This window comes from Bradyrhizobium sp. 76 (assembly GCF_023073025.1).
GTDB lineage: Bacteria > Pseudomonadota > Alphaproteobacteria > Rhizobiales > Xanthobacteraceae > Bradyrhizobium.
The window spans coordinates 277,181-289,963 of the sequence record NZ_JADPIS010000149.1; the positions used below are offsets into that span (position 1 = coordinate 277,181).

Here is a 12,783-nt window from a genome sequence, read left to right on the forward strand (position 1 = left end):
CGCCCCGCAAGCGGGGCGAAGGGGCACGCAGACCGTTGCCGGCCGCAAGCCCTGCCATGCACGTGCGCTCCCTATCGCGCGCGATCCTCGTTTCGGGACCGCGTTTGGCGCATCCTAATGCGGCTGTAAGGGAGGCGCTTGATCGTGAGTATCTTTTCGCGTGGCCTCAGGCGCGCAAAACCTTGGCCGCGCGGCGATAATCTGTCGGCGCCATGCCGACATTGGCGGCGAAGAAGCGGGTGAATCCGCTCTGCGATGAGAAGCCGAGATCGAAGCCGATATCAGCGATCGGCGCTTCGCTCGCCACCAGCGCCTCCAGTGCCTGCTCCATCATCAGCGTGTTAAGATAGAGGTGTGGCGTGACGCCGGTCTGGGTGCGGAAGAGCCGATAGAAATGCGGCCGCGACAGGCCGGATTCGCGCGCGATGGTGTCGAGCTCGATCTCGGCGCCAGGACTCTCCGACATCATCTTGATGCATTTGCGAACGCGAAAATCCGTGACGGAGCCGTTTGCGCGTGGATCGCGCGCGGTCGCCGCCTGTTGCCAGCTTTCGTCGTAACAGATGTCGATCAGGCTTCTCAGCTCGCCATCGAGGCTGTTGAGCGAGGGAGCGCCGCACACGAGGGCGGCTGCGTGCCTGATATGCTTGTCCAGCGCAACGGACCGCGTGAACTGGGTGCGGCCGAAGCGCAGGCGGTCGGCGCCGGGCGCATCGGGCGCAAACCACTCGGCATTGACGTAGAGCACGAAGAAAACGGCGCCGCCTTCGAGATCGGACGGCAAGAAATTATGCGGCTCCCACGGATTGACCGCGACGACGGACCCTTCGGTGAGCTCGTAGCGTCCGTCGCTGACATCGATGCATGCGGAACGCCCGCCGACATGGAAGATCAAATGACCTTCGCGATGTGCGTGGATGTTGAAAGGGCGGTTCAACTGATAGACCGTCGCCCGACCAAAGCGGCCGTGGAAGACGGCGAGCGCCCGGCTCATGCCTCTCCTCCCAAAAGCTCTTGTATTTTTTGGTAGCGTTCAACAACCGGGGAGAGAATGCAAGGGCGCACGTGTCGCGCTTCTGGCAAATCTCTCCCCGGCCGGTCATCGTTCGCGAACTAGACTAGGTCAGTATTTCTTACATTCCGGTACTGTGCGGCTCGGTAAACCGATTTTGGCGAACACCGCGGGATCGTAGCCGAGCGTTTGGTTGACGTTCGGGATCACGTTCACGACCTTTGAGAACAGCGCGCCCTTGCCGTCGTCGACAACCTCGGTGACGAAGTTGGTGCCGATCGCCTGGCGGTTGGAGTCCAGCTTGATCTTTCCGTTGGGTGCGTCGAGTTCGATCTTGGCAAGGGCCTCCTTGTACTTGGCTTGATTGTTGGAGAGATCTCCGTTGACCTGGCGCAGCGCCAGGATCAGCGCCATTGTCGAGCCATAATAGTTGGTGGCGAGCAGCGATGGGCTCGGGAAGCGCTTGTTGGGCGGGAACGCGTCCTGATAGTCCTTCACGAACTTCTGCCAACTCGGGTTCTCCCAGGTGTCGGCCTGGCCGCTCGCGGCCAGCGTGCCAATCAGGGCATTCTTGGCGTTTCCCTTGGACGACAGGATGGTCTGGTCGATCATGATCGAGCCGCCCATCAGATGCGCCTTGCCGCCGGCCTGCTGGTATTGGTTCAGGAAGTTGACGGCGTCGGCGCCGCCGAGGCCGAGATAGATTGCATCGACGTCGTCGGGCAGTGCGGCGATAACCGAGGCAAAGTCCTTGGTGCCGAGCGGCACCCATTGCCGGTTGGTGACCTGTCCGCCAGCACCGCAGAACTCGAGCACGAGGCCGAACACTTGCGTATAGATGAAGGAGTAGTCTTCGCCGACGGTCGCGATCTTGCGATACTTCTTTTGGTCATAAGCGTATTTGCCGAGGCCCACCTGCCATTGCGCGCCGTCCATGTTGTAGCGGAAAAAGTTCGGGGCCGGATCGACATAGGTCGTTTCCTGGGCCCCGGAGGCGGCATTGATGAAGGTCAGTTCAGGATGGGTCTTTGCAAAATTCTTGACCGCGATGCCTTCGTCGCCAGAGAGCGGCGACAGCAGGATCTGTACCTTGTCCTGCTCGATCAGCTTGCGCACGGCTCGCACGGCGGAGTCCGGCGTCGCGTCGGTCGAGGCGATGACAAATTCGAGTTCCTTGTCGCCGACCTTCTTGCCGAGCACGTTGAGGGCCGTCTGGAAGCCGCGGATACCGTCCTCGCCGAGCACGGTGTAGGTACCTTCGAGCGTCGCGGTGACGCCGACCTTGATCTTCTCCTGTGCGAAGGCGGTGCCCGAAAGTAACAGGCTGCTCAACGCGATCAGTCCTAGACTGCCTTTCAACATTGCTCTCCTCCCAGGGCGTTCTTTGTCGCTGTTTTTCACCGCGCCCTGACGCGTCCGCCGCGCGGTGCGGCGTTCGGACAAGGCCAACGGTTCTTGAAAGGGAGGCTATCCGAACTCGGATGCAGTGCACGTGTCGGAGCCGTGGGCGGTTTAACGGGCAGTCTCATTTTGAATGTTGCGTCGCGATTAACATCGCGGTGCAACAGGCGTCAGGCTTCCCGAATTGGCACCCGCCAGCCGCATGGCGGTTGCGACTGCGGCCGCTCGAATAGAGGAGAAATCAATCGTAGGCGTTGCGTGATTTCGCCGCGCGCGGCACTCGCTGGTTATACGTTGTGGCAGGCGATTGTCCGACCGTCCGCACCGACAGATCGAAGTTGTGGCACATCGACGAGACAGCGATCGCTGGCCATTGGACAGCGGGGCGCATACGCACAACCGCGCGGTCGCGCGAAGAGACTTGGCGGTTCACCCATTTCGATCGCACCCTGGATCCGTTTCGATGGATCGGGCTTCGGAATTGCTGCCACCAACGCGCGCGTATAGGGATGGAGCGGACAATCGAGGACCGTCCGCGTCCCGGCCTGCTCCACGATCCGGCCCATATACATGACAGCAACGCGGCTGCTGATCTGTCCGATCACGCCAAGGTCGTGCGAGATGAAGAGCATCGACAGTCCCAACTGGTCACGCAGATCCATCATCAGATTGAGCACCTGCGCCTGCACGGAAACGTCGAGGGCCGAGACCGGCTCGTCGGCAACGATGATGGACGGGGTGGGAAGAATGGCGCGTGCGATTCCGACCCGCTGCCGCTGCCCGCCACTCAGCTCGTAGGGATAGCGAGCGGCGAAAGAGGGGTTCAACCCGACGGCCGTCAAGGTGGCAGCTATGGCCGCGCTTCGCTCGGCGCGGCTCTTGAAGAAGCCGCTGATGTCGGCCGCCTCCCCCACCGAATCTCCAATTGCGCGCCGCGGGTTGAGCGATGCATTGGGATCCTGGAAAACCATTCGAACACTTAGACGCTTCTCACGGAGGCCGGAGCCGCCGGCTCCGATCAATTCGGTTCCCTTCAATTTGATGTTGCCGCTGTCGGGCTGGACCAGCCCGACGAGGGTGCGGCCCAGCGTGGTCTTGCCGCAGCCGGACTCGCCGACAATCCCGAGGACCTCGCCTTCGGCCAGCGACAGCGATACACCATCCACCGCCTGCACCCGGTATTTCCGACCGGCTCGCCTGGCACTGAACGAGACCATCATGTCCCGGACGTCGAGGATGGCATTGCCGCTCATGGCAGCTCCCCGCCGGCCAGTGGAAATGCGCAGAGCACCTCGTGCCCTTGGGAGGCCTCCAGGCGAGGCGGGGTCGCCACGCGGCACTCATCGCGTACCGCTGCGCAACGCAAGGCAAACACGCAGCCAGCAGCGACCGAACCTGGCAGCGGCGGCTGACCAGAAATTGTAGGCAGCCGGCGCGCGCCGGAATTTCGCGACGGCATGCAATCCATCAGTCCGCGGGTGTAATGATGACGGGGTGCGCCGAACAGCGCATCGACTGCCGCGGTTTCCACAATCCGGCCGGCGTACATGACAGCAACGCGATCGGCGAGCTGCGCAATGACTCCCATGTCGTGGGTGATGAACAATATCGCCATATCTAGCCGATTGCAGAGCTCGCGCAAGAGCCCGAGAATCTGAACCTGTATGGTGACGTCCAGCGCGGTGGTCGGTTCATCGGCGACCAGCACCTGTGGCCTGCAGGCCAGCGCAATCGCGATCATGACCCGCTGGCGTTGGCCTCCCGACAACTGATGTGGATACGCGGACAGCTGCATTTTGGGGTCGGGCATGCGGACCAGTTCGAGCAGCTCGCGAGCGCGGACGAGCGCCGCTGCGCCCGAGATTCCCTCATGTACGCGTATGGCTTCGGCGATCTGATCGCCGATCCGACGGACCGGGTTGAGTGAGGTCATCGGCTCCTGAAAGATCATTGCCATGCGGCCGTGGCCGGCTTCGACACGTTGCCAGGGCTGCAGCTGCGTTACGTCGCAGCCCTCCAACAGGACCCGCCCGGCCCGGACCCGAGGACCGGGCTGCGGCAGCAATCCCATGACCGCAAGCGAGGTCATGCTCTTTCCACAACCGGACTCGCCGACGAGACCGAGGATCTCGCCCTTGGCCAATCCGAAGGACACGCCCGCGACGATGTCGACCGGCGCGGTTTCCGGCCCCACTGACACCGTAAGGTCGCAAACTGTCAGCACGGCCTAACCCTTCTCACCGAAGACTTGACGGAACCGCGGATCGAGTCGATCGCGCAATGCATCGCCGACCAGGTTCAGAGAAAATGCCGTCGCCACGATCATCATGCCCGGGAAGAAGAGCAGCCACGGAGCGCGCGTGATGAAGGTCCGCGATTCCGCCAGCATATTGCCCCAGCTCGGAATGTCCGGCGGGGCGCCGAGGCCCAGGAAGTCGAGTGAAGCCGCGCCGAGCTGCGCGAACGCGAAGACGAAGCTGGCCTGCACGAGAAGTGGTGAGACCAGGTTCGGCAAGATGTGCCGACTGATGAGCCACGCCGCTCCGGCGCCCATGCTGCGAGACGCCTCGACGTAGGTTTCCGCGCGCAAGCGCAGTGTCAGTCCATAGACGATGCGGGTCGTCGTCGTCATGTAGCCGATCCCGATGGCCAGAATGACGGTGGCCACGCTCGGGCTCAAGATGACAATCAGGCCGAGTGCGAGAAGCAGAGTCGGGAAAGCCATCAGTACGTCGACCATGCGCATCAGCAGGTGCCCCAGCCGCGGAAACAGAGCGGAAAGTACGCCGGCCGGAACGCCGGTCGCGAGAGCGAAGACGACCACGCCGGAGCCGATCAGAAGCGCCATGCGTGCTGAATGAATGGTGCGCGACAGGGTATCCCGGCCGAATTGATCGGTGCCGAACCAGTGGGTCACGTTCGGCGGCGTCAGACGGATCAGGGGATCGATGGCATACGGATCGTAAGGCGACAGCCAGGGTGCGAAGACCGCGGCGAGCACAGTCGCCAGAAGAACCCCGAGCCCGGCCAGCGCGATCGGGCGGGTGATGAACGGCTTGAGCCACAATGTCACGCTGTCGCTGCTCATTGAAGTTCAACCCGCGGATCGAGCAGACGATAGCTCAGATCGACGATCAGATTGATCAGGAGATAAACCACCACGATGACCAGGATGACGCCCTGGATCACAGGGTAGTCTCGGCGAAGGATCGACTGAACGACGAGGCGACCGATACCGGGCAGGGCAAACACGGTTTCGGTCACCACCGCTTCGGACAGTAGTGCGGCGAAGGTGAAGCCGAAGGCCGAGACGACCGCCAGGAGTGCATTACGCCAGATGTGGCGACGCACGACCTGCCACGGCCGAATTCCCTTTGCACGGGCCGTGCGCACGTAGTCCTCCCGGGAGACGTCGAGCATGCTGGCGCGCGTCAGCCGCAGGATCAAAGCGGCATTCGGAGCCGCAAGCGCCAGGCTTGGGAGGACGAGATAGCGGAGATTGACGACACCACCTTCGAAGATCGACGGATAGCCGGAGCTCGGAAACCAACCAAGCCAGGCGGCAAAGATCAGGATCAGATAGAGCCCGACCCAGAACGTGGGTATCGAGGCCATCAGCATCGCCCCGCCGGACAATCCCTGATCGAGCCACGTGCCGTGCCGGACCGCCGCAATCATGCCGATCGGCACCCCGATGACCGCAACCCAGATCATCGTCATGGTGGCGAGCAAAGTGCTGGTCTCGGCGCCATCGGCAATTACCGACAGCACGGGCGCCTGGAAGAAGATCGACCGCCCGAGGTCGCCCTCGAGCACATGGCCGGCCCAAGTGAGATATTGCAGGATAATCGGTTGGTCGAGACCGAGCTGGTGTCGCAAGGCGTCGATCTGGTCGGGGGTCGCGGTGTCACCGAGCAGAACATAAATCGGGTCACCCGGCACGATATGGATGAACGCGAAGATGATGATGGACGCTGCCAGCAGCGTCACCGCCGTCGTTGCTGCGCGCTTGAATGCGTAAGACCACATGTGATTGAGCGCCTGGTCAGCTGCAACGATGCGCGCCGGCGCCGGCGCTCGACAGTCTTCGCGGCCTCATTGCCCGTCCTTATTTCGTGGACACATTCCAGAACACGGGGCCGTTTGGGTTGAGCCCCTTGAGCTTGGGAGAAGCAATGTCATAGGTGTAGGCATCGCCTACTTTCATCACCGGTACCTGCTCATAGATCAGCGACTGGATCTTGTCCCATGTCGACTTGCGCGCGGCTGGATCGGTCGTGTTGATCAACTCTGCCCGAAGCGAGCCGATCTCGGGGCTGTCCCACCAGCCGGGATAGCTCGCATTCAAGAACGTGAGCAGCAGCGGGTCGGGCGCGAAGGAATGGTGGGTGACGAAGATGTCCCATTGTTCCGGCTGGCCGCGCATCTTCAGAAGGGTAGCCCAATCGACGACCATCATCTGAACATTGATCCCGGCGTCGGCCAGCTGGCGGGTGAAGACGGAGGCTTCGTCATAGTGTGCCTGGTAGTTCGTCGAGACCAGCAGGCGGATCGGCGTCCCCGTGTAGTCCGCCTCCTTTGCGAGCTCCTTGGCCTTCTTCGGGTCGTGCGCACTGTAATTGGAGACGCCTTCGCTCGAGTACCAGGGTGTGCCGTTTGGAAAGATCGATCCTTCGCCATTCCACAGGTCTTTGGGACCGAAGGCGACGCGCAGTGCCTGCGACTTATCCAGCGCGGTCTGGATGGCGCGGCGGAGCTTGTAATTGTCCTTCAGGATTCCCTGCTTCGAGTTCATGAAGAACAGGCCGAAGATCGGCGCGTTGGTACGCTGCACCTGAACCGATGGATCTTTGCTCAGGGACTCGTACAGATCACCGGAGATCATTTCCGCATAGTCGTAGTCGCCCGCCTGCACGCCGCTCACGCGCGTTCCGACGTCAGGCACCGGAATGAACCGGATCTTGTCGAAGCTCGCAACGCGGGCGCCGGCGAAGCCGTCACTCTTTTCCTTCACCGGCTTGTAGCCGTCGAACCTCTCCACCTCGACATAGCGGTTCGGCCGCCACTCCACGAACTTGTAAGGCCCGGTGCCGATATAGTCCTTTTGCTCGATCGGCCGGTTCCCCGCTTTGGCGGCTATGTCTTCCGGATAGATCGCAAGACCGCCATTGACGTCCGCAATGAGAGCCTTCCAGGCGCCGTTCGGCGCGGACAATTTCAGGGTGACTTCATACCGTCCGGTGGCCTCGACCGACGTAGCCGCCGCCATCAGGAGCTTGCCTCGGGCACCGAAACTGCCCCATCGCGTCATCGAGGCGGCCACGTCCTTGGCGGTCATCTCCTTGCCGTTGTGGAAGAGGACACCTTCGCGGAGCTTGAGGACGATGGTCCGCCCGCCGTCGTCCGTGCGATCGCTCTCGGCCAGCATCGGACGCGGCGTATAGGTCGAATCCAGCGCATACAGGGTCTCGAAGATGTGGCGGCCGATGACCGATGCGACGTCTGCTGTCGTCAGCATGACATCGAGCGGCGGCGGTTCTCCGATGGTGGCTTCGCGCAGCAGGGTGGCGGCATTGGCCTCTGCAAGCAAGAATGACGCGGTGGCCAGCCCCACGACGCCACGCATCAAGACACTTGGACCGTATCTCATGATCGCCCTCCCGCCTTGCTGACCGCCTGCTTCCCGGTGCAGGGGATGTGCCTTTCAGCTGTTGGGCTGCTGGCACGCTATTGGTTGTTTGAAAGTTACATACACAATTTGCCAATTATCAAGCGGAAAATGCTATTCTTGATGGGGCATGCCGATATACGTTTGGTCGATGCTGAAGGTTTCTTACGGCAGCTTCCCGCCAAGGGCGCAGGTGGATCTGACCTGGGGAAGGGCAGGCAATGGCGCGTGCAAAGCGAAATCATCCGGCGAGAGCCGTTGGTGCAGCGATCTCGAAGCCGTCGGGCGACGACAATGTCGTGGCCGGCGACATCATCTCCCTTATCAGGCAGAGCGCTCCAAGCCTCAGCCCGTCGGAGCAGCGCGTTGCCACGGTGCTGCTGGCCGATATGGAGTTTGCCGTTCATGCCAGCAATTCCGAGCTGGCCCGCCGGGCGCGCGTCAGCGAGCCGACGGTAACCCGGTTCAGCCGCTCCGTCGGTTGCCGGGGCGTCCGCGACCTCAAGGTGAGGCTGGCTCAAGCAATGGCGGTTGGGCGGATTTACGTTGAGCCTCCCCCGCATGTCGGGACCGATCTGGCACGCCCCGCGCTCTGGCGGTCGGTGTTTCAGGAAATTCGTCGTGCAATTGCCGCTGCCGAGGAGGGACTTCGCAAGGACGACATCGAGAGGGCTGCCGAAGCGATCTCCCGCTGTTCGAAGCTTGCAGCGTTCGGGGTGGGGGGCGGTTCCACTCTTGCGGCGGCGGAAGTTCAGAACCGGTTCTTTCGTCTTGGGATCGCCGTCTCGCATGCCTCCGATCCGAGCTTGATGCGCATGATCGCCGCGACTTTCGGGCGGGATGACGTCGTCGTTGCCATCTCGACCACCGGTGCGGCGAACGAAGTGATCGAGGCAGCCACTATCGCCAAGCAATATGGCGCCTTGGTCGTCGCAATCACCAAGCCGCAAAGCAGGCTGGCCTCAATCGCCGATATTGCGCTTGGCGTGCACGTGCCCGAAGCGCCAGACGCACTTAAGCCGACGGCATCGCGCTATGCATTTCTCGCCACCATCGATCTGCTCGCAGCGTCAACCGCCTATTGCAAGCCGCTCGAAGCCCAGGCACGCATGCGGCGGATTAAATACGAGTTGCTGAAAGGGAGCGACGGGGACGCCAAAGGGCCGCTGGGAGACTGAAAAATCTACAGTGGCCCAACGAGGATTTGGTCGGTACATCGCCGCTCGTATGTGGCAACGCCAATCGCGCTCCGAAACCTGAACCGCACATCCTGCCGAAAAAAGTTATCTGGCAGGATGCGATGTTCGGAGCCGGCAACGAGGGCTATCAGCGGCAGACGTAGCTGCCATTGACCAGCACGCGGACACATGCCGTGCCGACAGCGGCTGCACCGACTGCCGCGCCGCCGACGACCGCGCGCCTGGTGGTGCGCCGTGCTACGCCGGCGACTGATACGGGCGTCAAGGGCCGCCCGACTCGTGCTTCAGCCCGGCCGAGCGAGAGCGAAAGGCCTTCCTCCGCCGACCAGTCGATCGAGCCGGACACACCGAGGGCGACCACGGCAACCGCGAGTGATAGCTTTGTGACCAAACCACGCTTCATGATAGTCTCCGCCTGTGATAGTGAATTTGGATCGCTCCACGGACTGGCGCTCGGACCATTGATCAAGATCAAGGAACCGTCGAAATCGTGAAGCTGTTAAGCGAAGGCGAAACACCAGAACGATTCAGTCGGGTTCGGGTACATGCGTCACCCTTTTCGCCGCTTTTTTACTTCTGTATGCAGAGCGGCCTCAGTGTCTTGTCGCTGCTGCGCGCTTTCGCGTATTCCATCAGCGCCGTCCGGGCTGCTTCGCAACTGCTCTGCGCTTGAAAATTCTTGTGTCGATATGACGGCGCCATTCGCGACGCCGAGCCAGCTGATGACGACCAGAACATAGGTCATGATATCCTCCCCCTCAGCCGTCGATCTCCTGAGCGCAGATCAGCGCGACGGGCGGCTTAATGGGCGCCGCCCATCGCGCCATCATGAGCTCTATTGGCACACCGTACATGATGCCATCGCCGCCCTTCACCAACGAGCCTGGGACGCAACGATGCCGTTGCGCGCCGCATAGTCGGTCCAGCCGCTGTAGCCGTAGCTCCACGGTCCGCCGAAATAATAGGCTCGCACCGCGTACCAGGGCAGACCGCATTCGTGTAGTAGTGACCGCGATAATAGGGAGTGACGTACAATCGCGTCGCCGCTTGCGCCTTGTCGACCTGCAGCGAAATTCCGCCTTGGTCGTTTCAGCCGATGGACAACGTCGTGCCGCATACGAGGACGGCGATGGCGGCGGCAATCTTCCTTGCGCTCGCTGAGTTCATGGACCTTCTCCAAAAATGAACTTCAACGTCATAAGACCAACGCAGCACCAGGGCCGTGGCTTGCTTTAGATCAAGGGATTCAACAAATCGCATCTGCTTCGTCTTCGATTTTACCGGGTCAGGTTCGGATCGCGCTAAGGGAATCTGGAAAACGATGCTTTGACGTCGAGTGCAGCCCGCCGGGTCGCATCGGAAAGCATGCTGTCACGTGGTGCACCGGCTCTCTCCACATTCGAGCCAAGTGTGCAATCGTGCGAACGCTTCTCCCTTGAAAGCGTCAGGCCGTCGGTGACAAGGTCCGAGACGGCATGACGCGTTTGGATCTGCTCTTCATCATTTCTGCCGGTTGGTTCGTAGGCTCGTGTTGCGCCGCGACCAATTTGTTGAAGGCGAAGAATAACCGGGCGGTGATGCCGCCTTTCAATCGGTGCTCTTCAGGAAGCATCTCCGCGGCCAGCCGTGACCAGCTTCTTGCCTCGGCCATCCAGACCGTTTGGTTCGCCGGATCCTGGTTTGCAAGCTGCCGGCAAAGTGCCGCGCGCGAACTCAGCTCGAATTGGCTCATCATCGGCCCTCCCTGCCAGAAGCTCGATGTACGCGGTGAGAATTCTGCGTTGCGTTCCACCTCTCTGCAATTGCCCTTCCGACCATTGTACCAAGGGGCATGTCACTGACACTGACCAAGCCGTGCGACACTACGCGAGGCGTGTTGCGATAGTTCAATTCGTTGATCTGGCTCAAGCGAAGTCACGTTCGGACGCAGTGAACATTAGCCTGCTGCAGCATGTGTGTGCCTACTCTAGGAGCGCCGCCCGTGCCTCAGCAAGTGCTTCACCAGGGGCGCGCCGCGGCGGACGCAGCGGCGGCTCGATTCAGGCAACCACGCTCATGCAGGTTGCATTGCTTCGCCAATTCTGCCGCCGTGGCCCGTTGCTTGCCAGACGAAAATCTGCGGCGGCGATGGCGCCGACAATGCCCATCTCACGCTATCTGTTCTATGTCGGCGGCGCGTTGCTCGCGATGCTGTTCGTTGCGGATGCCTTTGTCCCGGTCCGGCCCGCTATACACGATGGCGTGGCGCGATCCGCCACTATCCGCATCCACTCTGATTTGAAGGTGCCCGAGCGGATCGTTCTCGACACTAGCCGGCCCACGATCGTGGCGATCGACGTCCCCAAGGTCGAGTTCGCTGCCCCGCCGGGCGCCGACCCGCCACAGACGCGCGTGCGCGAGGCATTTGCTCGGCTTGGAGCACCCGATGCCGAACGGCCGCCAGCGCGTCCGCCGGTAAAGGCTGACGCGAAGCCGCAGCGTCAGAACAAAATTGAGAGGAGGCACATCGAAAGAAATATCCGGCTCCTCGCGCGACCGCCGCAGTACGGCTGGTTTGGCAACCAGGCCTGGTGAGCGTCTCCGTTCGTCGCTGCGGAGTGGGGCGCCCACCGTTGATACTGATCAACGAATGCACGTCGAGCCTTCGCCTAATCAAACGTCCTCAAGCTCGGGAGTAACTGACATGAGTGAAGCGCCAAGGTTCGAACGACTCCATCTTCGCGAGGCGCTTTCGTTGCTGGGGTGGGCCGCTGCTCTCGGGCTGGCGGCATCCGGCAAGTTCCTGTTTGGAACATAAGCGCTGGCGCAAACAGTCGGAATGGAACGACGGCGGGAGAGACGGGGAGCACGCCACGAGCGGCGACATGAGCGGCGCATTGGGAGGTACCGGGCGCCGCGAGGAAAGGCGTGAGGGACGCAACGTGCGTCGTGAGGAACGGCGCAACTAGGACGTCGACATGATCTCACGGGTGATTGTTCGCCGACAGATGTCCGCCTGATCACGATCCGGAAGCTGGCGGATGCCGCAGACCTGGTACGTCACGTTCGAGGTGCAAAAGCGAGGGACCTTGCCGAAGCGGCGAAGTCCCCGGGAAACGCGTACATTCGAAAGCGAAGCCGAGGCGCGGACCTTCGCGCGAGAGAAATTCAACGAGGGATTGATCGTGTTCGCAGGCACGCTCAATCCCTTTTTGCCGCGACGGTTGATTCCCTCGAGCGACATTCCGTCCTGGATCGAGCAAGGCCGAGGCGACGAGATTACCGGCCCCGATGCCAAGCGCGACCCGGAGAAATAGGCGGGCCATCACGGTGGTTGATGCGGATGACTGGAGGTGACTCGGAGCAGACGGCTGCCTTTCGGCCAATTCGGATACTGGCGCCAGTCGTTCGACTCCGCGGGCGAGGCAGACCGAAGCCTGGTTCGAAATGTCTTGAGTGTTGCCATTTTGGCACGTGGAGTTTGCGGCCTCGCCCGTAGAGTTTCAGCTGGAAGTTGGGGGATG

The 12,783-nt window shown here is 61.7% G+C and carries 13 protein-coding genes; 3 read left to right on the forward strand and 10 right to left on the reverse strand.

Annotation, left to right across the window (positions count from 1 at the left end; all coding sequences use genetic code 11):
- Positions 1–166: 166 nt before the first annotated feature.
- The 7 genes from IVB48_RS36765 to IVB48_RS36795 all read right to left on the reverse strand — a co-directional run bounded on the left by IVB48_RS36765 (position 167) and on the right by IVB48_RS36795 (position 8,063).
- On the reverse strand, positions 167–994 hold the full coding sequence (locus tag IVB48_RS36765; protein WP_027569321.1) for an AraC family transcriptional regulator: 828 nt from the start codon (positions 992–994) through the stop codon (positions 167–169).
- 129 nt (positions 995–1,123) lie between these two features.
- The gene (locus IVB48_RS36770; protein ID WP_007593010.1) at positions 1,124–2,374 is read right to left on the reverse strand and encodes an ABC transporter substrate-binding protein; all 1,251 of its coding nucleotides are present in this window, start codon (positions 2,372–2,374) and stop codon (positions 1,124–1,126) included.
- Between the two features lie 326 nt (positions 2,375–2,700).
- Positions 2,701–3,666: an ABC transporter ATP-binding protein gene (locus IVB48_RS36775; RefSeq protein ID WP_247407953.1), complete on the reverse strand. Its 966-nt coding sequence runs from the start codon at positions 3,664–3,666 to the stop codon at positions 2,701–2,703.
- The gene (locus IVB48_RS36780; protein WP_247407955.1) at positions 3,663–4,637 is read right to left on the reverse strand and encodes an ABC transporter ATP-binding protein; all 975 of its coding nucleotides are present in this window, start codon (positions 4,635–4,637) and stop codon (positions 3,663–3,665) included. The genes IVB48_RS36775 and IVB48_RS36780 overlap by 4 nt, the downstream gene beginning before the upstream one ends.
- A 3-nt stretch (positions 4,638–4,640) precedes the next feature.
- Positions 4,641–5,501, reverse strand: coding sequence for an ABC transporter permease (locus IVB48_RS36785; RefSeq protein ID WP_247407957.1), 861 nt, complete (start codon positions 5,499–5,501; stop codon positions 4,641–4,643).
- Positions 5,498–6,442 (reverse strand): ABC transporter permease, encoded by a 945-nt coding sequence (locus IVB48_RS36790; protein WP_247407959.1) that lies wholly within the window; start codon positions 6,440–6,442, stop codon positions 5,498–5,500. Before IVB48_RS36790 ends, IVB48_RS36785 begins: the two co-directional genes overlap by 4 nt.
- 79 nt (positions 6,443–6,521) lie before the next feature.
- Positions 6,522–8,063, reverse strand: a complete 1,542-nt coding sequence (locus IVB48_RS36795; RefSeq protein ID WP_247407961.1) for an ABC transporter substrate-binding protein — start codon at positions 8,061–8,063, stop codon at positions 6,522–6,524.
- A gap of 239 nt (positions 8,064–8,302) precedes the next feature.
- Between IVB48_RS36795 and IVB48_RS36800 the strand changes: the two genes are divergently transcribed.
- Entirely contained in the window at positions 8,303–9,259 is a 957-nt protein-coding gene (locus tag IVB48_RS36800) for a MurR/RpiR family transcriptional regulator (RefSeq protein ID WP_247407963.1), read from the forward strand.
- A gap of 148 nt (positions 9,260–9,407) precedes the next feature.
- Here the strand turns inward: IVB48_RS36800 and IVB48_RS36805 are convergent, their stop codons facing one another.
- From IVB48_RS36805 to IVB48_RS36815, 3 genes are all read right to left on the reverse strand, one after another.
- Positions 9,408–9,683: a hypothetical protein gene (locus IVB48_RS36805; RefSeq protein ID WP_027569328.1), complete on the reverse strand. Its 276-nt coding sequence runs from the start codon at positions 9,681–9,683 to the stop codon at positions 9,408–9,410.
- 147 nt (positions 9,684–9,830) lie between these two features.
- Positions 9,831–10,025 carry a hypothetical protein gene (locus IVB48_RS36810; RefSeq protein ID WP_247407966.1) on the reverse strand — a complete coding sequence of 65 codons (195 nt, stop codon included), beginning with the start codon at positions 10,023–10,025 and terminating at the stop codon, positions 9,831–9,833.
- Positions 10,026–10,724: 699 nt separating this feature from the next.
- Positions 10,725–11,015 carry a hypothetical protein gene (locus IVB48_RS36815; RefSeq protein ID WP_247407968.1) on the reverse strand — a complete coding sequence of 97 codons (291 nt, stop codon included), beginning with the start codon at positions 11,013–11,015 and terminating at the stop codon, positions 10,725–10,727.
- Positions 11,016–11,335: 320 nt separating this feature from the next.
- Here IVB48_RS36815 and IVB48_RS36820 point away from each other — a divergent pair, with 320 nt between their 5' ends.
- Positions 11,336–11,854, forward strand: coding sequence for a hypothetical protein (locus IVB48_RS36820; protein ID WP_247407970.1), 519 nt, complete (start codon positions 11,336–11,338; stop codon positions 11,852–11,854).
- A 446-nt stretch (positions 11,855–12,300) separates the two neighbouring features.
- Positions 12,301–12,576 (forward strand): hypothetical protein, encoded by a 276-nt coding sequence (locus IVB48_RS36825; protein ID WP_247407972.1) that lies wholly within the window; start codon positions 12,301–12,303, stop codon positions 12,574–12,576.
- Positions 12,577–12,783: the final 207 nt, after the last annotated feature.

Excerpts from the sequence above, each read along its gene's own strand:
- IVB48_RS36765 (WP_027569321.1), bottom strand. The coding sequence starts at position 994 with ATGAGCCGGGCGCTCGCCGTCTTCCACGGCCGCTTTGGTCGGGCGACG.
- IVB48_RS36770 (WP_007593010.1), bottom strand. The coding sequence starts at position 2,374 with ATGTTGAAAGGCAGTCTAGGACTGATCGCGTTGAGCAGCCTGTTACTT.
- IVB48_RS36775 (WP_247407953.1), bottom strand. The coding sequence starts at position 3,666 with ATGAGCGGCAATGCCATCCTCGACGTCCGGGACATGATGGTCTCGTTC.
- IVB48_RS36785 (WP_247407957.1), bottom strand. The coding sequence starts at position 5,501 with ATGAGCAGCGACAGCGTGACATTGTGGCTCAAGCCGTTCATCACCCGC.
- IVB48_RS36790 (WP_247407959.1), bottom strand. The coding sequence starts at position 6,442 with ATGTGGTCTTACGCATTCAAGCGCGCAGCAACGACGGCGGTGACGCTG.
- IVB48_RS36795 (WP_247407961.1), bottom strand. The coding sequence starts at position 8,063 with ATGAGATACGGTCCAAGTGTCTTGATGCGTGGCGTCGTGGGGCTGGCC.
- IVB48_RS36800 (WP_247407963.1), top strand. The coding sequence starts at position 8,303 with ATGGCGCGTGCAAAGCGAAATCATCCGGCGAGAGCCGTTGGTGCAGCG.
- IVB48_RS36805 (WP_027569328.1), bottom strand. The coding sequence starts at position 9,683 with ATGAAGCGTGGTTTGGTCACAAAGCTATCACTCGCGGTTGCCGTGGTC.
- IVB48_RS36810 (WP_247407966.1), bottom strand. The coding sequence starts at position 10,025 with ATGACCTATGTTCTGGTCGTCATCAGCTGGCTCGGCGTCGCGAATGGC.
- IVB48_RS36815 (WP_247407968.1), bottom strand. The coding sequence starts at position 11,015 with ATGATGAGCCAATTCGAGCTGAGTTCGCGCGCGGCACTTTGCCGGCAG.
- IVB48_RS36820 (WP_247407970.1), top strand. The coding sequence starts at position 11,336 with ATGCAGGTTGCATTGCTTCGCCAATTCTGCCGCCGTGGCCCGTTGCTT.
- IVB48_RS36825 (WP_247407972.1), top strand. The coding sequence starts at position 12,301 with ATGCCGCAGACCTGGTACGTCACGTTCGAGGTGCAAAAGCGAGGGACC.